Here is a 25,574-nt window from a genome sequence, read left to right as displayed (position 1 = left end):
AACCGCCAACGTGCAGCGGTTCCATTTTATAGTGCATCAGTTACTGATTAAGACTGTTTGGACATCGCTGCAACTTCTGCAGCAAAGTCAGTCTCAACTTTAACGATGCCTTCACCCACTTCGAAGCGGATGAAGTTGATAACGTCGGCGTTATGCTCTTTCAGAATCTGACCAACAGTTTTGCTTGGGTCGATAACGAAAGGCTGGCCAGTCAGAGAAACTTCGCCGGTGAATTTCTTCATGCGGCCTTCAACCATTTTCTCTGCGATTTCTTTTGGCTTGCCAGATTGCATCGCGATGTCCAGCTGAACCTGGTACTCTTTTTCTACCACTTCAGCAGACACATCTTCTGGTTTAACGAACTCAGGCTTGCTTGCAGCAACGTGCATAGCAATCTGCTTAACCAGCTCTTCGTCAGCGCCTTTAGCAGCGATCAGAACGCCAATGCGTGCACCGTGCAGGTAGCTACCCAACACTTCGCCTTCCAGGGAAGAAACGCGACGGATGTTGATGTTCTCACCGATTTTAGCAACCAGTTGCACACGTTCTTCTTCGAACTGTGTTTTCAGAACTTCAACGTCGGTGATTTTGCCTGCAACAGCAGCATCCAGTACTTTGTCAGCAAATGCCTGGAAACCGGCATCTTTAGCAACGAAGTCAGTCTGGCAGTTAACTTCCAGAATCACGCCGTAGTTGCCTTCAATCTTAGTTTTGATCACGCCGTCAGCAGCTACGTTGCCTGCTTTTTTCGCCGCTTTGATCGCGCCAGATTTACGCATATTTTCAATGGACAGCTCGATGTCGCCGTTAGCTTCAACCAGAGCTTTCTTACAATCCATCATGCCAGCGCCAGTACGTTCGCGCAGTTCTTTTACCAGGGCAGCGGTAATATCAGCCATTGTATTTTCCTCGATTATCTCAGTGCAAAAAGGCTTTTTGCGGTGAGATATTTCTCGCATTTAAGATAAGCAAAGGGGGCCAATAAAGGCCCCCTAACCAACATATTTCAATACCTGGTTAATAAGGGCTCTGCTGAGCTTGCCTTATTATTCAGCTTCTACGAAGCTTTCTTCTGCCTGTACAGCCAGATCTTGCGAACGGCCTTCACGGACAGTGGCAGCAACAGCGCTCAGGTACAGATTTACTGCACGGATTGCGTCATCGTTACCAGGGATAACAAAGTCAACGCCATCCGGATCGGAGTTGGTATCAACAATGGAGAATACCGGGATACCCAGGTTGTTAGCTTCTTTGATTGCGATGTGTTCGTGATCAGCGTCGACAACGAACAGTGCGTCAGGAAGACCACCCATATCCTTGATACCACCCAGGCTGTTTTCCAGCTTAGCCAGTTCGCGAGTACGCATCAGCGCCTCTTTCTTGGTCAGCTTCTCGAAAGTGCCGTCCTGAGACTGAATTTCCAGGTCTTTCAAACGTTTGATGGACTGACGAACGGTTTTCCAGTTAGTCAGCATGCCGCCCAACCAGCGATGGTTCACGAAGAACTGGTCGCAGTTGTGTGCAGCGTCTTTTACCGCTTCGCTTGCTGCGCGTTTAGTACCAACGAACAGGATCTTGCCTTTACGGGCAGAGATCTTCTGCAACTCAGCCAGGGCTTCGTTGAACATTGGAACAGTTTTCTCAAGGTTGATGATGTGAACCTTGTTACGAGCGCCGAAGATGAATGGCTTCATTTTCGGGTTCCAGTAACGGGTTTGGTGACCGAAGTGAACACCGGCCTTGAGCATGTCGCGCATGGAAACAGTTGCCATGATAAAACCTCTATTAAGTAGTTGGGGTTATGCCTCCACGTATCCCATACAACCGACCCTGCAGAATAAATTCCCAAGGCACCCCGGCGTATGTGTCGATACGTGTGTGTTATTACTTACGTTAATAAGTACACATATGAGTGAATTCGGCTTTAATCCCCCGGAGTCTGGGACCCAGAGCGGATTGCCGGCGCGTTTTATACCACAAATAACGGCCAGGCAGCAACTTTTGTTCGCCGAATTGCGCCCCGGGAAATGATAGTTTGGCAGCTAATATCAGGGCTGATACCATAAGCCACAGCTAATTATTGATGACAACGGTGTAGAAATACAGCACACCGGATGTACAAACCTGCAGGAAGACTCATGGCCATTTCAATCAAAACCCCTGAAGATATCGAAAAAATGCGCGTCGCTGGCCGTCTGGCTGCGGAAGTGCTGGAAATCATTGAGCCTCACGTCAAACCTGGCGTTAGTACCGGTGAATTGGATCGCATTTGTTCTGATCACATCGTGAATAACCAAAAAGCCATTTCTGCCTGCCTGGACTATCACGGCTTCCCGAAATCCGTCTGTATCTCCATTAACGAAGTGGTGTGTCACGGTATTCCAAGTGACGACAAAATTCTTAAAGACGGCGATATAGTTAACATCGACGTGACGGTTATTAAAGACGGTTTCCACGGCGACACCTCCAAGATGTTCATCGCGGGTAAACCGACGATTCTGGGTGAGCGTCTGTGCCGCGTGACGCAGGAAAGCCTGTATCTGGCACTGCGTCTTATCAAACCGGGTATCCGTCTGCGTACCCTGGGGAAAGAGATCCAGAAGTTCGTGGAAGCGGAGAAATTTTCCGTCGTACGCGAATACTGCGGTCACGGCATTGGGGAAGGTTTCCACGAAGAACCTCAGGTTCTGCATTACGATGCAGACGACGGCGGCGTAGTTTTACAGGCCGGTATGGCTTTCACCGTTGAACCTATGGTCAACGCGGGTGATTTTCGCATCCGTACCATGAAAGATGGCTGGACAGTAAAAACTAAAGATCGCAGCTTGTCGGCTCAGTACGAGCATACTATTGTGGTGACTGATAACGGTTGTGAAATTATGACGCTGCGTAAGGATGACACCATCCCGGCAATTCTGACGCACGAATAACAGTTGCCGCTCTGCGAAGCGCGGTTAAATCTGTCAATCAAACCGGCGAAAGCCGGTTTTTTTATCTTTAACGTGTAGGAATGGGCTGCGCATCTATGACTGAAAACTTCTCTGCTGAAAAGCGCCTGCAACCTGAACTCTCTCAGGAATTGCCGTTGGCGTGCCCGCCACAGCCTGTCTCCCCTGCCGTCTATCCGGATGATGATTTAAACCGTCAGAACCTCAAGCAACATATGGAACAGTTTCAGGGCTGGCTGGCGGATGCATTCAATGCCGGACTGCGTGCCGAAGAATTGGTTGATGCGCGGGCGCATTTCATCGATCAGCTTCTGCAACGTCTTTGGACGTTCTACGGTTTCGACAACATTCCCGAAACCGCGATGGTCGCCGTAGGTGGGTACGGCCGTGGTGAATTGCACCCGCTTTCCGACATCGATGTGCTGGTCCTGAGCCAGAAACGCCTCAATGATGAACAGGCGCAACGCATCGGTGAACTGATCACCCTGCTGTGGGACGTGAAGCTGGAAGTCGGGCACAGCGTTCGCACGCTGGAAGAATGCCTGCTGGAAGGACTGGCGGATCTCACCGTTGCCACCAACCTTATTGAATCGCGTCTGATTTGCGGCGATGTGGCGCTGTTCCTCAGCATGCAGAAACACGTTTTCAGCGACGGTTTCTGGCCTTCGCCCAACTTCTTCCGCGCCAAAATTGAAGAGCAAAACGAACGCCATCTGCGCTATCACGGCACCAGCTACAATCTGGAGCCTGATATCAAAAGCAGCCCCGGCGGCCTGCGCGATATCCATACTATTCTGTGGGTCGCGCGCCGTCACTTCGGTGCGACGTCGCTCGATGAAATGGTTGCGTTTGGTTTTCTAACCAAAGCTGAGCGCAATGAGTTGCTGGAATGTCAGAGCTTCCTGTGGCGCATCCGCTTCGCTCTGCACTTAGTTCTGCCGCGTTACGACAACCGTCTGCTGTTCGACAGACAGCTCAACGTCGCCCAGCTTTTGCAGTATCAGGGCGAAGGCAATCAGCCGGTCGAACGCATGATGAAAGATTTCTATCGCATGACCCGCCGGGTCGGCGAGCTGAATCAGATGCTGTTACAGCTGTTTGATGAAGCGATTCTGGCGATTGGCCCGAATGAAAAGCCACGTCCGCTGGATGAGCATTTCCAGCTGCGAGGCGATCTGATCGACCTGCGTGACGAATCGCTGTTCGAACGCCAGCCGGAAACCATTATCGGCATGTTCCACCTGATGGTACGTCACCGCGAAATCAAAGGTATTTACTCCACCACCGTGCGTCTGCTGCGTCACGCGCGACGTCATCTCAAAGAGCCTTTATGTATGATCCCGCAGGCGCGTGAGATGTTTATGTCGATTCTGCGCCATCCGGGCGCCGTGTCGCGCGCGCTGGTGCCGATGCATCGTCACAGCGTGCTGTGGGCATATATGCCGCAGTGGGGTCAAATCGTTGGTCAGATGCAGTTCGATTTATTCCATGCTTATACCGTGGATGAGCACACCATTCGTGTGCTGCAAAAGCTCGAAAGCTTCGCTCATGAAGAAACGCGTCCGAAACATCCGCTGTGCGTAGAGCTCTATCCGCGGCTGCCGCAGCCAGAACTTTTGCTGATGGCCGCGCTGTTCCACGATATCGCCAAAGGCCGTGGCGGCGATCACTCCATTCTCGGGGCGCAGGACGTACTCGAGTTCGCCGAACTGCACGGGTTGAACTCGCGGGAAACTCAGCTGGTATCATGGCTGGTGCGCGTTCATTTACTGATGTCAGTAACGGCACAGCGTCGCGATATTCAGGATCCTAACGAGATCCAGCAGTTCGCCGCAGAAATGCAAACCGAAGTTCGCCTGCGTTATCTGGTCAGTCTGACGGTGGCCGATATCTGCGCCACCAATGAAACCCTGTGGAACAGCTGGAAGCAAAGCCTGATACGCGAACTGTATTTCGCAACAGAAAAACAGCTGCGTCGCGGTATGCAAAATACGCCGGATCTGCGCGAACGCGTGCGCCATCACCGCCTGCAGGCGCTGGCGTTGTTGCGTATGGATAATATTGATGAAGAAGCGCTGCACCGCATCTGGAGCCGCTGCCGTGCGGATTACTTCCTGCGTCACTCGCCCAATCAGCTGGCGTGGCATGCGCGACATCTGCTGGAACATGACTCCACCAAACCACTGGTGCTGGTGAGCCGTCAGGCCACGCGCGGCGGCACGGAGATTTTCATCTGGAGCCCTGACCGCCCTTACCTGTTTGCCACGGTTGCAGGCGAGCTGGACCGGCGCAACCTGAGCATTCATGACGCGCAGATTTTCACTAACCGCGATGGCATGGCGATGGACACCTTTATTGTGCTCGAACCGGACGGCAGCCCGCTGGCGCAGGATCGTCATGAAGCAATCCGTTACGCGCTGGAACAGTCGATGACGCAGGCATATCAACCCCCGCGCGCGCGCCGCCCTTCGCCAAAACTGCGCCATTTCAGCGTGCAGACCGACGTCAGTTTCCTGCCGACGCATACCGATCGCCGCACCTATATGGAGCTGGTCGCGCTGGATCAACCTGGCCTGCTGGCCCGCGTTGGGGAAGTCTTCTCTGATTTGGGATTATCGTTGCATGGCGCACGCATTTCGACCATCGGCGAGCGGGTGGAAGATTTATTCATTCTGGCGAACTCCGAACGTCGCGCGCTCGACAAGCCGACGCGCAAGGAAATCACACGCCGATTAACCGAGGCACTCAACCCCGGCGATAAAATGTGATACAAGTACGGTTGTCTATTTAACATCACTTCAGGAAAGAGAACAGGATGCAGCAACTACAAACCGTTATTGAACAAGCCTTCGAGCGCCGTGCAGACATTACTCCGGCAAACGTAGACAGCGTAACGCGCGACGCGATCACTCAGGTCATCAACAAAATCGACAGCGGCGAACTGCGCGTGGCTGAAAAGATTAATGGCGAATGGGTAACGCATCAGTGGCTGAAGAAAGCGGTACTGCTCTCTTTCAGAATTAATGACAACCAGGTCATGGAAGGCGGTGAAAGCCGTTACTTCGATAAAGTGCCAATGAAATTCGCTGACTACGATGAAGCGCGTTTTCAACGTGAAGGTTTCCGCGTAGTGCCACCGGCTGCCGTTCGTAAAGGCGCATTCATCGCCCGCAACACTGTGTTGATGCCTTCTTACGTCAACATCGGCGCTTACGTTGATGAAGGCACCATGGTTGATACCTGGGCGACCGTCGGTTCCTGCGCGCAGATCGGTAAAAACGTTCACCTGTCCGGTGGCGTTGGCATTGGTGGCGTACTGGAGCCGTTGCAGGCTAACCCAACCATCATCGAAGATAACTGCTTCATCGGTGCGCGCTCAGAAATCGTTGAAGGCGTTATCGTGGAAGAAGGCACCGTGATTTCCATGGGCGTTTACATCGGCCAGAGCACCAAGATTTACGACCGAGAAACCGGTGAAGTGCATTACGGCCGAGTTCCTGCGGGCTCCGTCGTGGTTTCCGGTAATCTGCCGTCTAAAGATGGCAGCTACAGCCTGTACTGCGCCGTGATCGTGAAAAAAGTGGATGCGAAAACATTAGGCAAAACCGGCCTGAATGAGTTGTTGCGTAACATCGACTAAACTGAGCAGTACTGAGAAATAGCGGGTCAATTTTTGTATTTACAACAATACCCGCTATTTTTTTATCTTGTTGATGGCAAATTGTGTCATTAATCAACGATTCGAACCGCCGTTCGGTTCATCATGATGATCAAATATTCTCCTAAACGAAGGTAGCGCTATGTATGACAATCTGAAAAGCCTGGGCATTAATAATCCCGACGATATTGATCGTTACAGCCTGCGTCAGGAGGCGAATAACGACATCCTGAAGATTTATTTCCGCAGAGACAAAGGCGAATTTTTTGCCAAAAGCGTGAAATTTAAATATCCGCGCCAGCGTAAAACCATCGTCGCTGATAATGCGGGGCAGGGTTACAAAGAAATTCACGAAATCAGTCCGAATCTGCGTTATGTGATTGATGAGTTAGATCAAATCTGCCAGCGCGATCAGGTTGAAGTTGATCTCAAACGTAAAATCCTCGACGATTTACGTCATCTGGAATCCGTGGTAGCCAATAAAATTACCGAGATCGAATCTGATCTGGAAAAACTTACCAGCGGTCGTTAATTCCATTAATACATGGCCTCATTGATGCCATGCAGAAATGCAAAAAGGTCAGGTTAACTCCCCTGACCTTCTTTATTATTTGCAGCGCAGTACTTTATTTCAACAATAACGCCCACTTCTCGACCCACGGAATGGCCACCGTTTCCGGCTCCGGATTTTCCATAGCATCTATTTCCAGCAAATCGCCGATACGCGCCGCGCCCTGCTCCTGCAATAAATCATCCAGCTTATGACCGCCGCCGCAAAAATGATCGTAACTGCTGTCACCTAGCGCAATCACGCCGTAACGCAGTTCGGGCTGGTAGCCAACAGTATCGCGCACAGCAACGTACAGCGGCGCAATACTATCCGGCAAATCACCCTGGCCGGTCGTGGAGGTTACTATCAGAACGAAATGATGACGGTAGTACTGCCAGGCTTCCAGCGTTCCTTCTTCGAACAGCTTCACCTCATGACCCTGGCTTTTCAGCACGGTTTCCGCTTCTTCCGCTACCAGTAACGCATTGCCGTATACCGTACCGACAAAAATTCCGACTTCTGCCATGGCTTCACTCCTGTGTCGTTCGACTCACTCTTTCGCAAATGCGTCCGAAGGCTTTAAATTTGTTCACTATCCTGACCGCAAGCGGGGGCAACTTCAACCCTTTCAAGCTCAGGGATTTTCCCCTGCCAGCCAAACTGTTCGACCACGCTTTGCCAGCGATTATCCCAGCGCGCCTGCAAAGACAGTAATTCACCGGTGACCGGATGTGGTAACTGCATATGACTGGCGTGCAGCATCAGGCCGGAACAGCCAAAATGCTCGGTCATTCCGCGGTTTTGCTTGAGATCGCCATGGGCGCTGTCCCCGATGATAGGATGACGCAAATGTGACATATGACGACGCAGCTGATGCTTACGTCCGGTTTCCGGCTTTAGTTCGACCAGGCTGTAACGGGCCGTGTCATAGCGGCCAATGGCGACCGGCATTTCGACCTGCGCCACCACGCGATAATGGCTGACTGCGGATTGCGGCGCTTTATCGGGATTAGCAAACTTGTCGGCAATTTTATCCAGCTCTTCCGTCAGGGCGTAATCGATCGTACCGTCTTCGCTGACATAGCCGCGAACCACTGCGTGATACACCTTCTTCATTTGGTGATTTTCTAGCTGCTGGGACAACAACCGCGCCACGTCACTCGACAACGCCATCAGCAACACACCCGATGTCGGTTTATCCAGGCGGTGAACGGTAAACACGTGCTGACCAATCTGATCCCGCAATGTTTGCATCACAAACACCGTTTCATGTTGATCCAGCCAACTGCGATGAACCAGCATGCCCGCAGGTTTATTCACTGCGACCAGATGTTCGTCCTGATACAAAATTTCCAGCATGTCAGTCTTCTATATTCAGTAAATCATCGAGACGTTGCAGCTGACTCAACAACATCGTTGCTTCAGGCATCGCCACTTCAAAATAAGGTGTGATGGCAAAACGGGTTGGTAACGCCGCACCGGCTTCCAGCAGGGCGTACATTCGGGGCACCAGCACCCATTGCAGCCATTGTTCCGCAGACATGGTATCGACTGAAAATGGCTCCTGGCTTTCAAAAGCGTCCGTATCAGGTGGCGTGGCATGCCAGAGTTTCGCATTGCGCATCGCCTGTTCGATATCTTCTAAAATCTGACGAACCTGTTTTTCTGTATTCATGAGTCGCTCTCTTCATTCATGGCCCCTGGCAGCCTCCGCCGGGGGCGCAAAGCATAACATTGAAGACCTGTTGCCCCAACTTTCTGCATCCTGTCCGGTATATCGCTCCTTCCATACGTTTTTCATAGTGGCGAAAGGTGCCCGATACGGGCAAACTACCGCCACTTTTTTCTTTACAGATGTGTACCTATGTCCGCTCAACACACTCAAAAAGCACACGCAACACCCGCCAAAGCGATGCTGGCCTCCGTGACAGGCTACGCGATGGACGGCTTCGATCTGCTCATCCTCGGTTTCATGCTCCCGGCCATCTCCAGCGAATTTAGTTTGAGTTCCTCGCAAAGTGGTTCACTGGTGACCTGGACCCTGATTGGTGCAGTGCTCGGCGGCGTGATTTTCGGCCCGATCAGCGATCGCTTTGGCCGTATACGCGTACTCACTTTCACCATATTGATGTTCTCAGTGTTTACCGGTTTATGCGCGTTCGCTCAAGGTTATTGGGACTTATTGATTTATCGCACGCTGGCTGGTATCGGGCTCGGCGGCGAATTCGGTATCGGTATGGCATTGATCGCTGAAGCCTGGCCGGCTGAAAAACGTAACCGCGCGTCTGCCTATGTCGGCATGGGCTGGCAGCTCGGGGTGTTACTCGCTGCCTTCCTCACGCCATTATTGCTCGACGTAATCGGCTGGCGCGGTATGTTCCTGGTCGGCCTGTTACCGGCGCTGGCGTCCTTCCTGATCCGCCGGACCATGGGCGAACCAGAAGCGTTCGTGAAAAGCGCTTCCACCGACAACGGTGGTTCACTCTTCAGCCGCATCAAATTGCTCTTTCGCGATAAAGCGACCACCAAAGCCAGCCTCGGTATTTTCATTTTATGTTCTGTGCAGAATTTTGGTTATTACGGCCTGATGATTTGGATGCCGAGCTACCTGTCGAAGAACTTTGGCTTCTCGCTGACTAAATCGGGTTTATGGACGGCGGTGACCGTCATCGGTATGACTTTTGGAATCTGGCTGTTTGGCGTCTTATCTGACCGTTTTCCGCGCTGGAAAATCTTCCTGATCTATCAGGTGGGCGCTGTGGTGATGGTGGTGTGTTACGCGCAGCTTTCTGACCCAACGCTGATGCTGTTCGCGGGCGCGGTGATGGGGATGTTCGTGAACGGTATGATTGGTGGGTACGGCGGGCTGATTTCCGATCTCTATCCGGTACGCGTCAGGGCAACGGCACAAAATCTGTTGTTCAACATGGGGCGTGGTGTGGGTGGTTTTGGACCGCTGGTGATCGGGATGCTGGTGGCGCAGGTTTCTTTCACCGCAGCCATTTCTTTACTGGCCGCCATCTACCTGCTGGATATCTTTGCGACGTTATTCCTGTTACCGAAAAAGCAGGGGCAGGATGACGTGCTGGGCGCTATTGGCTAACGCCGGGCGCTTCGGTTAACGCCGGAGCGTCCGTTTGTTTTTCATCAAACCACAAAATTCAGACAAAAAGTTGGGGGCACTGTTTTCACAGTGCCCCCGGTTCGTTTTATAGCAATCCAGCTACCAAAGTGCTCCCTGCTCAATCCCTGAAAACTTTTCCTGCGGTTATCCTAACCTGCTGTCCTTTGCATCGTCCAACTTTCATCCTGACGGTTTATCCTGAGCCATCCTGACTCGCATCCTGGTCATCTGTGACCCGCTCAGCTTCCTTTGTGAGCTCTCTTCTCCGTCCTGGAGGTGTCCCTGGTTTCGTCCTGAAACATCCTGGCATAATCCGATGCCGTCCTGACTCACCCTGAGTCATCCCCTGCTTTATGAAACAGCCATCATCCTGATGTTCCGTTTCATGCTTCCCTTCTGCCCGACTAGAATCGTTGATTTTGGCCTCTCAGGCAATACAGGCTGTAAGCCAAAATAGAGGAATGTCAGTCGACTCACAGAGGAGATCAATATAACAATCTGAATTACAATGAGTTTATTATTTGAAATGGGGAGGGATTAAGTCAAATTAGCGAGATCTCTTACAGTCTTTGTGAGAGATCTCTCACACGCGTGTGAGCCATTTGTGCTCTGCGGGAATGGGTTCTTCTGCCGATAATATCAGATAGGGTTGATAGCGGTCAGCATTGTAAGGAATTCCGACAATGATGGCGAGAGTATCGTTCTTTTTTTGCTGCCGAACTGCTCCAGAAAAACATTACCGGTCACATTACACAATGAAACCAAATCCAGCTCTGAATCGGTCGTCGCCAGAAACACCGTCGGCGTCAGCTTCAGACGCTTTTGTGTCACCAGATGACCAATCAGGTTTTCCTGCAAGCGGGTAAAATCTTCCAGGCTCCAGACCTGCAGCAGCGTCAATGCATTTCCCTGCCATTCGGCAGTCATGTCGCCAGCAAATTGCGTGGTGTAGAACTGATGCGCTTCCGGGCGTAACTGCAGTTCCATCGCGCGTTCGACATTTTCCAGCGTACTTTCAGGGCTGAAGGTGTGTGTCAGCCAGAACACTTTGTCTTCGTCGGTTTTCACAACACAGGGGGATTCGACGCCAAACAACGCCTCACTCGACGGTGGCATACCGGTTTTCTGTTGCCATAGATCGACATAACGCTGAGTAAATTCACGCAATGCTACAGAAACTTCAGACTCCATAATTCTCTCATCTTCAGGTAAGGCTGGGGTAAACTAGTCACTATTCTCTATTGTACCGATCTCTTAGCAAGGTGACACCATGTCCTCTTATCAGGATAACCCCGTACTGGCGCAACTGACGCTGGGCAAAAGCACGGCTTACGTCGATCACTACGATGCTTCTTTATTGCAAGCCGTTCCCCGCAGTATGAACCGTGAACCGCTGGGCCTGTTCCCAGATAACCTGCCTTTTCATGGCGCAGATATCTGGACCCTGTACGAACTGTCATGGCTCAATGCCAAAGGATTGCCACAGGTCGCCGTCGGCGAAATCAGCCTGAATGCCAACAGCCAGAATCTGATTGAATCCAAAAGCTTTAAGCTTTACCTCAACAGCTTTAATCAAACCGTTTTCCCGGACTGGCGCACCGTCGAAGAAACCTTAACGCGTGATTTAAGCGCCTGCGCGCAGGGCGATGTCAAAGTGACAGTCAGCCGCCTGTCAGAAATTGAAGGCACACCGGTCGGGCATTTTGCAGGAATATGCATTGACGATCAGGACATCGAAATCAATAGCTACGAATTCAGCACCGACTTTCTGGCAAGTGCTGCAGGCGATGAAATTGTTGAAGAATCACTGGTCAGCCATCTGCTCAAATCCAACTGTCTGATTACTCACCAGCCAGACTGGGGTTCGGTGCAAATCCAGTATCGTGGCCCGAAAATCGATCGAGAAGCCCTGCTGCGCTATCTGGTGTCATTCCGCCATCACAACGAATTCCACGAACAGTGCGTCGAGCGAATTTTCAACGATCTCCTGCGTTTCTGTCAGCCTGAGAAACTCGCCGTGTACGCCCGCTATACCCGTCGCGGCGGTCTGGACATCAATCCGTGGCGGTCTAACTTCCCGTTTGAACCTGCAACCGCGAGACTCGTCAGGCAATAATGCGAGGCATTGCTCAAGTTTTACGCTAACGCTCTGGGAGTATTGGTAAAAGCCGGACGACAAGGTTACTGTTAAATCAGAAAGAGATGGCGGGCAAACCTGCACCGTTCATCCTTTCTGTTAACAGATAATTGTTTTTGTTTGCCCAACGCTTTGCGATGCAAAAAACATGATCCGAAAAATCATGCACGGCGTCCGGCAGCAGAAATAATCACAGCACCGATTGGTGTCAAGGAGCAACTTTGATTACACATATCAGCCCGTTGGGCTCCATGGATTTGTTGTCGCAGTTGGAAGTCGACATGCTCAAGCGTACTGCGAGCAGCGACTTGTACCGTCTTTTCCGAAATTGCTCACTGGCCGTCCTCAACAGCGGCAGCCAGACCGACAGCAGTAAAGAACTCCTCGAACGTTACGAAAGCTTTGATATTAACGTGCTGCGCCGCGAGCGTGGCGTGAAACTCGAACTGGTCAATCCCCCAGAAGATGCCTTTGTCGATGGACGGATAATTCGTTCATTACAAGCAAACCTGTTCGCCGTGCTGCGAGACATCCTGTTCGTTAATGCGCAAATCGCCAGCAACCCCCGCTTTGAAAACTTTAACAGTGACAATGCGGCACACCTCACCAATATGGTGTTCTCCATTTTACGCAACGCCCGCGCACTCCATCTCGATGAAGATCCGAATATGGTCGTTTGCTGGGGCGGGCATTCCATCAATGAGGTGGAATATCAGTATGCCCGCAATGTCGGCAGCCAACTGGGCCTGCGTGAACTGAACATCTGCACTGGCTGCGGCCCTGGCGCGATGGAAGCCCCGATGAAAGGTGCCGCCGTCGGCCATGCGCAGCAACGTTACAAAGCAGGCCGTTTCATCGGTATGACTGAACCTTCCATTATTGCTGCGGAACCGCCAAATCCTTTGGTCAATGAACTGATCATCATGCCGGATATCGAAAAGCGCCTTGAAGCGTTTGTTCGTATCGCTCACGGAATTATTATCTTCCCCGGCGGCGTCGGTACAGCGGAGGAATTGCTGTATCTGTTGGGCATTCTGATGGATCCGGAAAACAGCGATCAGGTATTACCGCTGATCCTGACCGGACCGAAAGAGAGTGCAGATTACTTCCACGTACTCGATGCTTTCATTAAATCTACGCTGGGCGAGGATGCCGCTAAGTTCTATACCATCATTGTGGATGATCCGACAGAAGTCGCCCGTCAGATGAAACGTGCGATGCCGCTGGTGAAAGAGAACCGCCGTAACAGCGGTGATGCATACAGCTTTAACTGGTCGATTCGCATTGCGCCGGACTTGCAGCATCCGTTCGAGCCAAGCCATGAAAACATGGCGAACCTGAACCTCTATCCGAACCAGCCGCCACAGGAACTGGCCGCCGCCCTGCGCCGCGCCTTCTCCGGTATTGTGGCCGGTAACGTTAAAGAGTTTGGTATTCACGCTATCGAACAGCACGGGCGCTTTAAGTTGCACGGCGATCCGGCGTTAATGAAGAAAATGGACAGTCTGTTGCAGGGCTTCGTCGCACAGCACCGCATGAAATTGCCGGGCAGTGCGTATATTCCTTGCTATGAAATTTGTGCCTGATGTTGAGGGTACGAATTTAAGCAGACTTCAGGGCGACGAAATGTCGCCCTGATTTTTATAAAGAATAGATTATGGAGAATGGATTATGGAGTTTGCCGATGGCGATACATCTGCTGATTATTGATGCCCTGAACCTTATCCGCCGTATTCACGCGGTGCAGGGTTCGCCTTGCCTGGTTACCTGTCAGAATGCGATTGGACAACTGATCCAACATACCCAGCCGACCCATGCGGTGGCAGTGTTTGATGAAGACGATCGCGCCGACAGCTGGCGTCATCAGTGTCTGCCAGATTACAAAGCCGGACGCTCACCGATGCCGGATAATCTTTTCGCCGAAATGCCCAGCCTGAAGGCCGGGTTTGAAGCGCAGGGGATCACCTGCTGGCACTCCGCCGGCAACGAAGCCGATGATTTAGCCGCCACGCTGGCGGACAAAGTGTCATCCGGCGGACATCAGGTAACCATCGTTTCGACAGACAAGGGTTACTGCCAACTGCTGGCCCCTAACGTACAAATTCGCGACTACTTCCAAAAACGTTGGCTGGACATGCCGTTTGTGCGTGATACCTTCGGCGTTCTGCCCCATCAGCTCACCGATTACTGGGGGCTTGCCGGGATCAGCAGCAGCAAAATTCCGGGCGTACCTGGGATTGGCCCCAAAACCGCCGTGACCTTGCTGACGCAGGCCGGTTCGCTGGATGCGCTGTATGACAATCTCAGCGGCGTGCCAGAAAAGTGGCAGTCTAAATTGCAGGAACATCGTGAACTGGCGTATGCCTGTAAACGGGTTTCGACACTGCAAACAGATATTGTTCTCGACGGAAATTTGCAGCAGCTGCGCCTGCCGTAACCCCGACACACGACCTGCGGCCAAAAAAAAGGCGCTTCCCGAAGAAAGCGCCTTTTCACATCACGTCAGAATTCACTTAGCGATGATCAGTGATCGCGTTCATCACGACGGCCACCGATGGCTGACCAGAAACGACGAATATGCACTGTCACTTCCTCACGGTCATGATAAAGCTGCTTGGCAAAGATCTCGGCGTTTACACCATTTTCTTTCAGACGTTCGTCAATGCGCGCAAGAATGTTAGACACTTCTTCGTAGCGCTTCTTCATCGGTAATTTCAGGTTGAAGATCGCTTCACGACACCAGCCGTTGACCAGCCAGTCACACATCAGTGCGGCCACTTTCGCCGGTTTTTCTACCATGTCGCACACCAGCCAGTAGTTCTTGGTACTGGTGGATTTATAGCGGAAGCCGTCTTCACGCAGGTGAATAACCTGACCGGTTTCCATCAGGCTTGGTGCCATAGGACCGTTATCAATTGCAGTGACCATCATGCTGCGTTGCACCAGCTGATAGGTCCAGCCACCCGGGCATGCCCCCAGATCCGTCGCATACATTCCGCTTGCCAGACGCTCTTCCCACTCATCGGCAGGAATGAACACGTGGAACGCTTCTTCCAGCTTCAGCGTAGAACGGCTTGGCGCCTCGGAAGGGAATTTAAGACGGTGGATCCCCATGTAATACGGTGAGTTGTTGTTGCTGTAGGAGTAGCCGACATAGCAGCAACCCGAGGCAATAAAGAACACATGCACAACCGGGCGCAGCGGGTTTTCACGTTTGCCCAGCACACGGCGTTCACGCATCGCAGTACGCAATGGCACGGTCAATTTGCGGCAGAACTTGGTCAGCTCTTTACTTTCATTAGTATCCGGCACTTCAACGCGCAATTCACCGCCGTTGGTGATGACGTTCTGTACCATGCCCACGATCGGCGAAACACGATCTTCAGGTGGTAAGTCTTTCAGCAACTCGCCAACAACGATCAACTGACGGGCAAAGATCAGCTCGCGGAAAGGCAGTTCTTTTGCCAGACGATCGGCGTCGTCCGGCTGATAGCATTCAAACAGCACATAACCGCTGTTATCTTTTACACGGGCAAAACCGAAGATTTCCATCTTCGCGGCTTTGTCCGTAATTTCTGCTGCGCATTCTTTTTCAAAACCCTGACGGCAGTAGAGAGCAACTTTATTCATGGCGTTCGGCCTTTTTCTTCAGGCGCAGTGCGCCGATCAACATCAAAATCCAACCGACCAGAAACAAGGTACCGCCAATCGGAGTCACAAAAGCAAATAAACGGAGGTGAGACAGCGCCAGACAATAAAGGCTGCCGCTGAATAACACGGTTCCCAGCGCCAGAAACGCGCTGCTCCAGTAGAACCACACATTACGCTGACGCTGCATCGCAACGCCTAAAATCATCACCGCCAGCGTGTGAATACTTTGGTAGGTCAGGCCGGTATGGATCCAGGCCAGTTCGGCTTCTCCCAGCGACTGACTCAGTACGTGTGCGCCGAAGGCACCAAACGCCACATAGATAAAACCGCTGATCGCGGCGAAGATCAGCATTGAACGGCTGGTCATTATACGTTACCTGTTATCGTTGTTTAATGATGGAAACCTTGAATAATCAGGCTCATCAGTACGTTCATGTCCATCAGTTTCCGGTATTCAGACCTCAGGCCTGATCAAACCGAAAGCGCAGTTTTTCCTGCTCGCTGGCTGCACGCGCAAGGATCCATTGGCGAAAGGCGGCTATTTTACCCAGTTCTGCCTGACTGTCATGACAAACCAGATAAAAAGCGTTTTTACTGACTAAAACCTCGTTGAACGGACATACCAGACGACCGGCTTCGATTTCAGTCTGCGCCATCACATTATTCACCAGCGCCACCCCCTGCCCGTGTACGGCGGCCTGCACCACCATCGCGCTGTGACTGAAAATCGGCCCTTGCTGAACATTCACCTGTTGCAGCCCCAGCTGTTTGGTGTAAGCCAGCCAGTCGCGGCGGGACGCATCGTGCAGCAAAGTGTGATGCCCGAGATCGGCAGGTTCTTTCAACAAATTATCGCCCATCAATAAAGACGGAGAACAAACGGGGATTAAGTACTCCGCATATAAACGTTCGGCGCGCAGACCCGGCCAGTTGCCTCGCCCATGGAAAATCGCCACGTCCACATCGTCAGACAATTTGTCCTCCTCGCGGTCAACAGCCTGAATCCGCACATCGATACCCGGATAAGCTGAGTTAAAGCCAGACAATCTTGGCACCAGCCACTGGATAGCAAAGCTCGGCGGCAAACTGACCGTCAGCGCACCTTTCGCACTGCGCGCCTGAAGTTTACGGGTCGCTTCATTCAGCGATGAGAATATCTCTTTGATATCTAGATAATAGCTCTGCCCTTCTTCGGTCAGTAACAAAGAGCGGTTACGGCGACGAAACAGTTTTAGCCCCAAAAAGTCTTCAAGTGACTTAATCTGGTGGCTAACGGCAGCTTGCGTGACGAACAATTCCTCTGCCGCTTTAGTAAAACTAAGGTGGCGCGCTGCGGCGTCAAACACACGCAGTGAGTTAAGAGGCGGTAAACGTTTTGACATAGATAGGATACTTGTTGTGTGCCGGTCAGCGGGACGCCTGTCCGTGGCTCTGGATATTAGTTTTTTTAATCCGAGACATTATAATTTGTCCGTTGAGGATGTACAGGCAAAAACCTATAGTGGCGCCACTTCCTGAGCCGGAACGAAAAGTAGATTGGTATGAGGATGCTGAAATACTTTTGGCTTGTGGTTGTGATGTTGTGTTTGCAATTGTCCGGCAATCCGGACTCGTAGCTTGAATGCTACAAACTTTTCACTTCCTGTACATTACCCTGTCTGTCCAAAGTGATTTTTTAGCACCGCATTTTGCGGTGCTTTTTTTTGTCCGGATTTCGGCCATCCCGCCAAAATCACTACGTACATATGTGACAAAACCGGCTACGTCGCATACGTATCCGGTTTTGTCGTGAGGCGCAGTGAGGTTACCCGAAGGTGGTGTCACTCAGGGGATTATTTCCCTTCAGCCATCTCTTTCACTTCAGACTTATTGATCTGCTGCTTGTTGCCATACGCATCGGTATAACTGATCATACCGGTATCACTGTCGGTGCTTGGTTTGCCTTCAGCAACGATAGTACGGCCATCGTTGGTGTGCATCACGTAGTTGCTCGAACAGGCGGCAAGTGTAGTGGTCAGCAGTGCGGCTGAAATTACGGCGACGATCTTTTTCATTGTAGACTCCTTGCAGATTAAAATGCTTTCAATTCCCGGGAAGCCCCCAGGGTAATGCGTCTAGTCTTCGTAATTCAGCATAACAAACCTCTGATATATTTCCAGGTAACCATTCCTAAAATGAATAGATGGTTTGCACAAACGGAAAGTTTGTACTCTTTACCCCGCAGCCGAAGGATTTAATCTTGCATGACAGACTTTAACGCCGCTGATTTTCGTCAACGCTTCCCCGCGCTCTCACAGTGCCAGTGCTATCTCGACAGCGCAGCTACTGCACTGAAACCGCAAGCGGTCATCGATGCCACCGTGAATTTCTATTCACAGGAAGGCGCGACGGTTCACCGCAGCCAACACCACGCCGCGCAAACGCTGACTGATGAATACGAGCAGGCACGCGCTCTGGTGGCGGAATGGATCCATGCCCCAAGAGCTGCCGATATCGTCTGGACGCGCGGCACCACGGAATCCATCAATCTGGTGGCACAAAGCTATTTGCGCCCAAGGTTGCAGGCCGGTGATGAAATTATTGTCAGCCAGGCTGAGCACCATGCGAACCTGATCCCGTGGCTGATGCTGGCGGAACAGTGTCAGGCGCAGGTCGTCACGCTGCCGGTAGACAAGCATGGCGCACCCGATATCGCCGCGCTCCCCGCCTTGCTTAGCGCCCGCACCCGGCTGCTGGCTGTCACGCAAATGTCCAACGTCACCGGTGCCATGCCCGATCTTGCGCGTGCGATCACACTGGCACATGCCAACGGCACGCCGGTTCTGGTGGATGGCGCACAAGGCGTCGTGCATTCGCCGCCGGATGTCCGCCAGCTGGACGTCGATTTCTATGCGTTTTCCGGCCACAAACTGTATGGCCCAACCGGCATCGGCGTGCTGTACGGCAAAACCGAATTACTCGACAGCATGGATCCCTGGCACGGCGGTGGGAAAATGCTGACGCAGGCGTCGATGTCTGACTTTACACCGCAGGCGGTGCCGCATCGTTTTGAAGCCGGTACACCCAATATTGCCGGCGTGATCGGTATGGCGGCCGCTCTGAAATGGCTGCAAACGGTGGATCTGCACGCCGCTGAGCGCTATGCGCAAAATCTGGCGACCCTGGCAGAAGAACAACTTTCACAGTTCGAAGGTTTCCGCAGTTTCCGCGCTCAGAACGCGTCACTGCTGGCTTTCGATATCGCCGGGGTGCATCACAGCGATCTGGTGACATTGCTGGCAGAACAAGGCATCGCACTGCGCGCCGGACAACATTGTGCGCAGCCGCTGATGGCTGCATTGGGCATCAGCGGAACATTACGTGCGTCGTTCGCGCCTTATAATAATGAGCATGACGTCGTCCGCCTGACCGCTGCGGTAAAATATGCCCTCAGTCTGTTAGCCGATTAATTTATTTGAGAAACACGCTTTTTGAGGAATACGATGCACGCGCCACATCCTTTTGGACATGAGATCACCGAAGCCTCGCTGACGGAAAAATTTGCCGCATTCCGTCAGTGGGAAGATCGCTATCGTCAGTTAATCCTGCTGGCAAAATCTCTGCCGCCGCTGGATGCGTCACTGAAACTGCCGGAAAATGAGCTGTCGGGATGCGAAAACAGGGTCTGGCTGGGGGCAGAAAAAGCAGAAAATGGGACAATGCATTTCTACGGCGACAGCGAGGGAAGGATCGTCAAAGGTTTGTTGGCCGTGTTGCTGACGGCGGTAGAAGGCAAAACGCCAGACGAGATCCTGAACCGGGATCCGCTGGCGTTGTTTGATGTTTTAGGTTTGCGGGAACAGCTGAGCACCAGCCGCGCCAGCGGGCTGAATGCGCTGGCAGAAGGCGTATTACGTCTTGCCCGTCAGACCGCCTGAGCCTGACGCTGCTGTTTCGCCATCATCTTTTTAAGCACATGGGAAACCGCGACAAAACCGAAGGTGGCGGTGACCATGGTCGCCGCACCAAATCCTGACGCACAGTCCATACGCTTTGGCCCTTCCGCCGTGGCGCGTGACGCACAGACAGAACCGTCGGCCTGCGGGTACATCAGCGGTTCGCTGGAAAATACGCAGTCGATCCCCAGTTTACCTTTACTGTTTTTCACCACGTTGAAATCGTTTTTCAGACGCTCACGCAGCTTCGCCGCCAGCGGATCCTGAATGGTTTTCGCCAGATCGACTACCGCGATCTGGGTCGGATCAATCTGTCCGCCCGCACCGCCGGTGGTCACGACAGGAATTTTGAAGCGGCGACAATACGCGAGTAATGCCGCTTTCGGACGCACACTGTCGATGGCGTCAATCACGTAGCTAAACCCTTTATCGAGCATCTCTGCAACGTTATCCGGCGTAATGAAATCGTCGATGCAGGTTACCTGGCATTCCGGGTTAATCGCCAGAATACGCTGAGCCATCACCTCGGTTTTCGCCTGCCCGACGTTTTCACGTAGCGCGTGGATCTGCCGGTTGGTATTGGTGGTGCACACGTCATCCATATCAATCAGCGTGATCGCGCCGATGCCGGTGCGGGCCAGCGCCTCAGCTGCCCAGGAACCTACCCCGCCGATACCAATCACGCAAACATGTGCCTGCGAAAACAACGCCAGTGCCTGCTGACCATAAAGACGTGCAGTGCCGCCAAAGCGTTGCTGGTATGCGTCGGAGTATGTTGCTGTCATGACCTTCTGAACCTCAGTACGTGTCGAAAACTTAATTTGGCTGGGCAGACGCGGTGAACAGCGGTTTGCCATTTGGCGCTGATTTTAACACCCAGACGCGGCCGTAGTGGTTATAAAATCCGGCTGCGTGTCCGGCATCAGTACCAATCCCCTGATACATATCGAAATGTTGCCCTTTAATTGCTCCGCCAACGTCCAGCGCGACCATCAGACGCATGTGATATTTTCCAGTGAACTTACCTTTATCGTTAAGCTCCGGTACTTCCGCCAGCAAAGTGCTTCCGGCCGGGATGAGCGAACGGTCAGACGCTACGGACGCTTTAGCGATCAATGGAACGCCGCTGGCACCGCGGACTGGTGCGAAAGGTTCAGGCTTAAAGAAGACGAACGACGGGTTTTGTTCCAGAAGTTCGCGCACTTCGGCGGCGCTGTGCGTATCGGCCCACTGGCGGATTGCCTGCATGGACATATTCTCGCGCGCTACTTCACCGCGATCGATCAGCACTTTACCGATACTGCGATAAGCGTGGCCGTTTTTGCCCGCATACCCAAAGAACATATAAGGACGTCCATCGCCGTAATCGACATAGCCGCTACCCTGCACTTCCATCATGAAGTTATCCATCAGGGAGTTGGTCCAGGCCACGACGTAATTTTCGCTCAATGCGCCCGAATAAATGGCAGCGCGATCCGGCAGACGGCCACGTTTTGGCGGCATGCGGTACAGCGGATACTGGAATTCGCCCTGACGGGTATAGCGCGCCTGCACCACCGGCGTGTAATACCCGGTCAATTGAACGTTACCGAAGTTATCGGCACCTTCCATCTGATAAGCACTGATGCCGTACTGGCTTAGATTGCGGGTATCTGCACCGGAACGCAGCCATTGCTGAACAGCCTGAAACGTCGGATTATTTCGGCCATATAAGGAAGAAGAGGCGATTTGCACGGCAGCGACCTGATTGGAGTAATCCAGGGCATTGACAGGTTTGCCTGTCGCATTCGGCTCATTAACGTATTCCAGCGCGTTTTCCAGCCGCCCATCCTTATATTGCTGACCCCGGTCGGTCGGGCGCGAGGAACAACCTGCAAGCACCGCAATCACCAAACCACCCAGCAGATATTTACTCCAACGTCCTTTCATTATTGCCGCGCTCTCTTACTTTCAGGGGAAATGACAGGCGAAACGATAACAAACGGCCTATCAGAAAGGAATTGGCATAGCCGAAAAAATTGCCCTCAACCAAATTGGGTACAAAACAGCAACGATGTGGGTAAAAAGCCAGCAACTAAGTGCTTTGTTTGAATAAATTCAAATAAAGGGTTGCGCGAAATCTCATGGGGAGTATAGTTCGCCTCCATCGGACGCGGGGTGGAGCAGCCTGGTAGCTCGTCGGGCTCATAACCCGAAGGTCGTCGGTTCAAATCCGGCCCCCGCAACCAATTCGATTCGCAGGCAATAAAATGCCCGATTCAATTGAACGATGAAGTAAAGAAGTAAGAAGTGCTACGGACGCGGGGTGGAGCAGCCTGGTAGCTCGTCGGGCTCATAACCCGAAGGTCGTCGGTTCAAATCCGGCCCCCGCAACCAATTCGAGACTTATGCATGATGTGCAAAGTTCGAATGATGTGATGAAGTAAATGCAGTACAAAGTAGTGACGGACGCGGGGTGGAGCAGCCTGGTAGCTCGTCGGGCTCATAACCCGAAGGTCGTCGGTTCAAATCCGGCCCCCGCAACCAACTACTAAAAAACCAGTAAACATCAGGCACCTTAACCGGTGTTTTTTTGTGTCTGAATTTTGGCTACAAAATCCTCTCCCCCTTCTTCCTGATGCCCCCTTAAATATTCAACCCCTTGCAGACATGCCACCCTGAGCGAAATAGGCCTTAATCCCTGCCAGTATAGACTCCGCGACCTGCTGCTGAAAATGAGCCGTACGCAGTTTCTTCTCTTCATTAATGTTACTGATAAATGCGGTTTCCACCAGAATGGACGGGATGTCCGGTGCTTTGAGTACAGCAAATCCGGCCTGATCCACTTTGTTTTTATGCAGAGGGTTAATCTTGCCCATCCGCGTCAGCACTTCCTTGCCGAATTTAAGACTGTCGCTGATAGTCGCAGTCTGCACCAAATCAAATATCGTGTGATCGAGATACTTGTCACCACTTTTACTCACGCCGCCAATCTGGTCGGATTCGTTCTGAGTTTGCGCCAGAAAACGTGCTGCTGAGCTGGTCGCGCCCTTAGTCGATAAGGCAAAAACGGACGAGCCTTTAGCCGCTCGGCTGGTAAACGCGTCGGCATGAATGGAGATAAACAGATCTGCCCGCAGCTTTCGCGCCTTGGCGACACGCACTTTCAGCGGAATAAAGACGTCTTCATTGCGGGTCATATGCGCTTTCATGTTCTTTTCACGGGCGATAAGCTTTTGTAACCGTCGGGCAATCTGCAAAACGACATCTTTTTCACGCGTTTTATACTTGCCTATAGCACCGGGGTCCTCACCGCCGTGACCGGGATCTAACATGATGACCAGAGGCCGGCTGCGACCTGCCTGCCCGTCTTTTACCGCTTCCGGCGGTAAAGTCCTTTCCACGTCCCCACGATTGTAATCTTCCAGTAATGCCAGCAGCGGATCATCCTCAGCGCTGACCGCACCTTCTTCCGGATACAGATCGACGACCAGTCGGTTATGGAATTCTGCCACCGGTTTAAGTGTGAATACGTGAGGATTGATTGAGCGTTTGAGCTCAAGCACCATACGCACGGTGTTGGCATCAAACTGCCCTACCCGAGCCTGCTGAATATAAGGATCGCTTTGCTGGACCTTATCCCCCAGGCCTTTCAGCACGCTGTTGAGGTGAACGCCTTCGATATCCACCACCACGCGTGCGGGTGAGCTCAGCAGAAACTGCTTATACTTCAGAGGAGTACTGGATTCCAGCGTGATGCGGGTATAAGTCGAAGAGGGCCAGATACGCACGGCAATAACCTGTGAACTGGCAGCGAACCCCACTTTACTCACACTGAGCATCCAGGAAGCCGCTACGGTTTGAAGGAGTCGTCGTCTTCCGGGGTTGTGGTTATCGTCAGTCATGCAGTCTCAGGCAGATTTTTAAAGTCTTAAAGTGTTGATAAAAAGCTCAGTTTGGGAATTTTAACCAATCCGTCCCTGCATGTCATTCCTAAACATTATTTCGATATATCAATTTGTTGTATGTTTGTAATCGTTGTTAATAGAAAAACAGAGATTTCTTACTTGCCACACAGCCCTAAAAGAATAAAAATACAGAAATTACGAATAAAAATTCAAATGAGGTTTTGCCGTGAAGGAACGTAGTACTGAACTGGTTCAGGGATTTCGCCACTCAGTTCCCTATATCAATGCGCACCGTGGCAAAACATTCGTTGTCATGCTTGGTGGAGAAGCCATTGAACATGAGAACTTTAGTAATATTGTCAATGATATCGGTCTATTACACAGTTTAGGGATCCGGCTTGTCGTCGTCTATGGCGCACGTCCGCAAATCGACGAGAATCTCGCCGACCACAATTGTGAGCCGATTTATCATAAAAACATTCGTGTCACCGACGCCCGAGCCCTCGAACTGGTGAAGCAGGCGGCGGGACTTTTGCAACTGGATATCACTGCCCGCCTGTCGATGAGTCTGAATAATACTCCGCTACAGGGCGCGCATATCAACGTCGTTTCCGGTAACTTTATTATTGCTCAGCCGCTGGGCGTGGATGACGGCATTGATTACTGCCACAGTGGCCGTATTCGCCGCATCGACGAAGAAGCCATTCACCGCCAGCTCGACAGCAACGCCATCGTATTGATGGGGCCGGTTGCAGTGTCGGTGACCGGGGAAAGTTTTAACCTGACTTCCGAAGAAGTCGCGACGCAGCTGGCCATCAAACTGAAAGCGGAGAAGATGATCGGCTTCTGTTCTTCACAGGGCGTGATAAACGAAGAAGGCAATATCATTTCTGAGCTGTTCCCAAACGATGCGCAGCTTCGTATTGATACGATGGAAACCAGCGGCGATTACCTCTCCGGTACAGTGCGCTTCCTGCGCGGTGCCGTGAAAGCCTGCCGCAGCGGCGTACGTCGTAGCCATTTGATCAGCTACCAGGAAGATGGCGCTTTGATTCAGGAGCTGTTCTCGCGTGACGGTATCGGTACACAAATCGTGATGGAAAGTGCCGAACAGGTTCGCCGTGCTACCATCAACGACATAGGCGGGATCCTCGAACTTATCCGTCCGCTGGAACAACAGGGAATTCTGGTGCGCCGCTCCCGCGAACAGCTGGAAATGGAAATCGACAAATTCACTATTATCGAACGGGATAACCTGACCATCGCCTGTGCGGCGCTGTATCCGTTCCACGATGAAGGCATCGGTGAAATGGCATGCGTGGCCGTGCATCCTGATTACCGCAGTTCATCACGCGGCGAAATGCTGTTGCAGCGAGTGGCCAGTCAGGCGAAGCAAATGGGGCTAAACCGTTTGTTCGTGCTCACGACCCGAAGCATCCATTGGTTCCAGGAGCGTGGCTTCAAACCGGCCGAAGTGGATGTTCTGCCGATTCAGAAACAGGAAATGTATAACTACCAGCGCCGTTCTAAAATCCTGATCTCCGAACTCTGAACTCTGATTTTCATCCATAAAAAAGGACGCTAACGCGTAATGCCGATCGTTTAAGGATCAGTTGACCGATCCAGTGGCTCGTGTAAAAAGGGTTCATGCTCAACATGGACCCTTTTTAAATGGAACTTTCAC

General features: G+C 52.1%; 24 protein-coding genes and 3 tRNA genes. 14 read left to right on the top strand and 13 right to left on the bottom strand.

What is annotated here, in order from left to right; genetic code table 11:
• Nucleotides 1-47: 47 nt before the first annotated feature.
• Together tsf and rpsB are read right to left on the bottom strand one after the other, a co-directional pair.
• Nucleotides 48-899, bottom strand: a complete 852-nt coding sequence (tsf, locus tag AC0Z7K_RS21880; RefSeq protein ID WP_112168865.1) for a translation elongation factor Ts — start codon at nt 897-899, stop codon at nt 48-50.
• Nucleotides 900-1,046: 147 nt separating this feature from the next.
• Complete coding sequence (gene rpsB / locus AC0Z7K_RS21875) at nt 1,047-1,772, bottom strand: 30S ribosomal protein S2 (RefSeq protein ID WP_056781750.1); 726 nt, start codon at nt 1,770-1,772, stop codon at nt 1,047-1,049.
• Between the two features lie 366 nt (nt 1,773-2,138).
• Between rpsB and map the strand changes: the two genes are divergently transcribed.
• The 4 genes from map to AC0Z7K_RS21855 all read left to right on the top strand — a co-directional run bounded on the left by map (nt 2,139) and on the right by AC0Z7K_RS21855 (nt 7,138).
• Nucleotides 2,139-2,930: a type I methionyl aminopeptidase gene (gene map / locus AC0Z7K_RS21870; RefSeq protein WP_485615937.1), complete on the top strand. Its 792-nt coding sequence runs from the start codon at nt 2,139-2,141 to the stop codon at nt 2,928-2,930.
• Nucleotides 2,931-3,025: 95 nt separating this feature from the next.
• Nucleotides 3,026-5,716: a bifunctional uridylyltransferase/uridylyl-removing protein GlnD gene (glnD, locus tag AC0Z7K_RS21865; protein WP_413530856.1), complete on the top strand. Its 2,691-nt coding sequence runs from the start codon at nt 3,026-3,028 to the stop codon at nt 5,714-5,716.
• A gap of 47 nt (nt 5,717-5,763) precedes the next feature.
• The gene (dapD, locus tag AC0Z7K_RS21860; protein ID WP_485615936.1) at nt 5,764-6,588 is read left to right on the top strand and encodes a 2,3,4,5-tetrahydropyridine-2,6-dicarboxylate N-succinyltransferase; all 825 of its coding nucleotides are present in this window, start codon (nt 5,764-5,766) and stop codon (nt 6,586-6,588) included.
• A 160-nt stretch (nt 6,589-6,748) separates the two neighbouring features.
• Nucleotides 6,749-7,138 (top strand): DUF3461 family protein, encoded by a 390-nt coding sequence (locus AC0Z7K_RS21855; RefSeq protein WP_056781756.1) that lies wholly within the window; start codon nt 6,749-6,751, stop codon nt 7,136-7,138.
• A gap of 94 nt (nt 7,139-7,232) precedes the next feature.
• Here the strand turns inward: AC0Z7K_RS21855 and AC0Z7K_RS21850 are convergent, their stop codons facing one another.
• From AC0Z7K_RS21850 to AC0Z7K_RS21840, 3 genes are read right to left on the bottom strand one after another with little or no spacing between them, the layout of a single operon-like run.
• The gene (locus AC0Z7K_RS21850; protein WP_485615935.1) at nt 7,233-7,682 is read right to left on the bottom strand and encodes a flavodoxin; all 450 of its coding nucleotides are present in this window, start codon (nt 7,680-7,682) and stop codon (nt 7,233-7,235) included.
• Nucleotides 7,683-7,735: 53 nt separating this feature from the next.
• Complete coding sequence (gene truC, locus AC0Z7K_RS21845; protein WP_413530859.1) at nt 7,736-8,515, bottom strand: tRNA pseudouridine(65) synthase TruC; 780 nt, start codon at nt 8,513-8,515, stop codon at nt 7,736-7,738.
• 1 nt (nt 8,516) lies between these two features.
• Nucleotides 8,517-8,831 (bottom strand): YqcC family protein, encoded by a 315-nt coding sequence (locus AC0Z7K_RS21840; protein WP_112168858.1) that lies wholly within the window; start codon nt 8,829-8,831, stop codon nt 8,517-8,519.
• 189 nt (nt 8,832-9,020) lie between these two features.
• Here AC0Z7K_RS21840 and AC0Z7K_RS21835 point away from each other — a divergent pair, with 189 nt between their 5' ends.
• The gene (locus tag AC0Z7K_RS21835) at nt 9,021-10,259 is read left to right on the top strand and encodes an MFS transporter (protein WP_485615934.1); all 1,239 of its coding nucleotides are present in this window, start codon (nt 9,021-9,023) and stop codon (nt 10,257-10,259) included.
• 660 nt (nt 10,260-10,919) lie between these two features.
• Here AC0Z7K_RS21835 and syd read toward each other — a convergent pair.
• Nucleotides 10,920-11,471, bottom strand: a complete 552-nt coding sequence (gene syd, locus AC0Z7K_RS21830; RefSeq protein WP_485615933.1) for a SecY-interacting protein — start codon at nt 11,469-11,471, stop codon at nt 10,920-10,922.
• A 79-nt stretch (nt 11,472-11,550) separates the two neighbouring features.
• On the opposite strand from syd, the gene queF reads away from it, so the two are divergent.
• The 3 genes from queF to xni all read left to right on the top strand — a co-directional run bounded on the left by queF (nt 11,551) and on the right by xni (nt 14,854).
• Nucleotides 11,551-12,396, top strand: coding sequence for an NADPH-dependent 7-cyano-7-deazaguanine reductase QueF (gene queF, locus AC0Z7K_RS21825; RefSeq protein WP_485615932.1), 846 nt, complete (start codon nt 11,551-11,553; stop codon nt 12,394-12,396).
• 242 nt (nt 12,397-12,638) lie between these two features.
• Nucleotides 12,639-14,003: a nucleotide 5'-monophosphate nucleosidase PpnN gene (ppnN, locus tag AC0Z7K_RS21820; protein WP_413530863.1), complete on the top strand. Its 1,365-nt coding sequence runs from the start codon at nt 12,639-12,641 to the stop codon at nt 14,001-14,003.
• 98 nt (nt 14,004-14,101) lie between these two features.
• On the top strand, nt 14,102-14,854 hold the full coding sequence (gene xni, locus AC0Z7K_RS21815; RefSeq protein WP_485615950.1) for a flap endonuclease Xni: 753 nt from the start codon (nt 14,102-14,104) through the stop codon (nt 14,852-14,854).
• Between the two features lie 86 nt (nt 14,855-14,940).
• On the opposite strand, the gene rlmM is transcribed toward xni, so the two are convergent.
• The 4 genes from rlmM to AC0Z7K_RS21795 form a co-directional block, all read right to left on the bottom strand.
• The gene (gene rlmM, locus AC0Z7K_RS21810) at nt 14,941-16,047 is read right to left on the bottom strand and encodes a 23S rRNA (cytidine(2498)-2'-O)-methyltransferase RlmM (RefSeq protein WP_413530864.1); all 1,107 of its coding nucleotides are present in this window, start codon (nt 16,045-16,047) and stop codon (nt 14,941-14,943) included.
• Nucleotides 16,040-16,435: a DUF423 domain-containing protein gene (locus AC0Z7K_RS21805; protein WP_413530865.1), complete on the bottom strand. Its 396-nt coding sequence runs from the start codon at nt 16,433-16,435 to the stop codon at nt 16,040-16,042. Before AC0Z7K_RS21805 ends, rlmM begins: the two co-directional genes overlap by 8 nt.
• Before the next feature lie 94 nt (nt 16,436-16,529).
• The gene (locus tag AC0Z7K_RS21800) at nt 16,530-17,450 is read right to left on the bottom strand and encodes a transcriptional regulator GcvA (protein ID WP_112168850.1); all 921 of its coding nucleotides are present in this window, start codon (nt 17,448-17,450) and stop codon (nt 16,530-16,532) included.
• 450 nt (nt 17,451-17,900) lie between these two features.
• Nucleotides 17,901-18,122: a YgdI/YgdR family lipoprotein gene (locus AC0Z7K_RS21795; RefSeq protein WP_056781782.1), complete on the bottom strand. Its 222-nt coding sequence runs from the start codon at nt 18,120-18,122 to the stop codon at nt 17,901-17,903.
• 189 nt (nt 18,123-18,311) lie between these two features.
• On the opposite strand from AC0Z7K_RS21795, the gene csdA reads away from it, so the two are divergent.
• Together csdA and csdE are read left to right on the top strand one after the other, a co-directional pair.
• Nucleotides 18,312-19,517: a cysteine desulfurase CsdA gene (gene csdA, locus AC0Z7K_RS21790; RefSeq protein WP_485615931.1), complete on the top strand. Its 1,206-nt coding sequence runs from the start codon at nt 18,312-18,314 to the stop codon at nt 19,515-19,517.
• A 33-nt stretch (nt 19,518-19,550) separates the two neighbouring features.
• On the top strand, nt 19,551-19,985 hold the full coding sequence (csdE, locus tag AC0Z7K_RS21785; protein WP_485615929.1) for a cysteine desulfurase sulfur acceptor subunit CsdE: 435 nt from the start codon (nt 19,551-19,553) through the stop codon (nt 19,983-19,985).
• Here csdE and tcdA read toward each other — a convergent pair.
• Both tcdA and mltA read right to left on the bottom strand, forming a co-directional pair.
• Nucleotides 19,973-20,788, bottom strand: a complete 816-nt coding sequence (gene tcdA, locus AC0Z7K_RS21780; RefSeq protein WP_485615927.1) for a tRNA cyclic N6-threonylcarbamoyladenosine(37) synthase TcdA — start codon at nt 20,786-20,788, stop codon at nt 19,973-19,975. The genes csdE and tcdA overlap by 13 nt on opposite strands.
• Nucleotides 20,789-20,819: 31 nt before the next feature.
• Nucleotides 20,820-21,932, bottom strand: coding sequence for a murein transglycosylase A (gene mltA, locus AC0Z7K_RS21775; protein ID WP_413530869.1), 1,113 nt, complete (start codon nt 21,930-21,932; stop codon nt 20,820-20,822).
• 222 nt (nt 21,933-22,154) lie between these two features.
• On the opposite strand from mltA, the gene AC0Z7K_RS21770 reads away from it, so the two are divergent.
• The 3 genes from AC0Z7K_RS21770 to AC0Z7K_RS21760 all read left to right on the top strand — a co-directional run bounded on the left by AC0Z7K_RS21770 (nt 22,155) and on the right by AC0Z7K_RS21760 (nt 22,529).
• A tRNA-Met gene (locus AC0Z7K_RS21770) sits at nt 22,155-22,231 on the top strand.
• Nucleotides 22,232-22,302: 71 nt separating this feature from the next.
• Nucleotides 22,303-22,379: transfer RNA gene (locus AC0Z7K_RS21765), tRNA-Met, on the top strand.
• Nucleotides 22,380-22,452: 73 nt separating this feature from the next.
• Nucleotides 22,453-22,529, top strand: a tRNA-Met gene (locus tag AC0Z7K_RS21760).
• A 107-nt stretch (nt 22,530-22,636) separates the two neighbouring features.
• On the opposite strand, the gene amiC is transcribed toward AC0Z7K_RS21760, so the two are convergent.
• On the bottom strand, nt 22,637-23,887 hold the full coding sequence (gene amiC / locus AC0Z7K_RS21755) for an N-acetylmuramoyl-L-alanine amidase AmiC (RefSeq protein ID WP_413530870.1): 1,251 nt from the start codon (nt 23,885-23,887) through the stop codon (nt 22,637-22,639).
• 229 nt (nt 23,888-24,116) lie between these two features.
• Between amiC and argA the strand changes: the two genes are divergently transcribed.
• Nucleotides 24,117-25,442, top strand: a complete 1,326-nt coding sequence (gene argA / locus AC0Z7K_RS21750) for an amino-acid N-acetyltransferase (protein WP_413530871.1) — start codon at nt 24,117-24,119, stop codon at nt 25,440-25,442.
• Nucleotides 25,443-25,574: the final 132 nt, after the last annotated feature.

The sequence above is a fragment of the Rahnella sp. 1L-D-7-B-C2 genome, assembly GCF_057290995.1.
The sequence above is the reverse complement of the archived record's forward strand: the minus strand, read 5'-3'. Positions and strand labels throughout refer to the sequence as shown.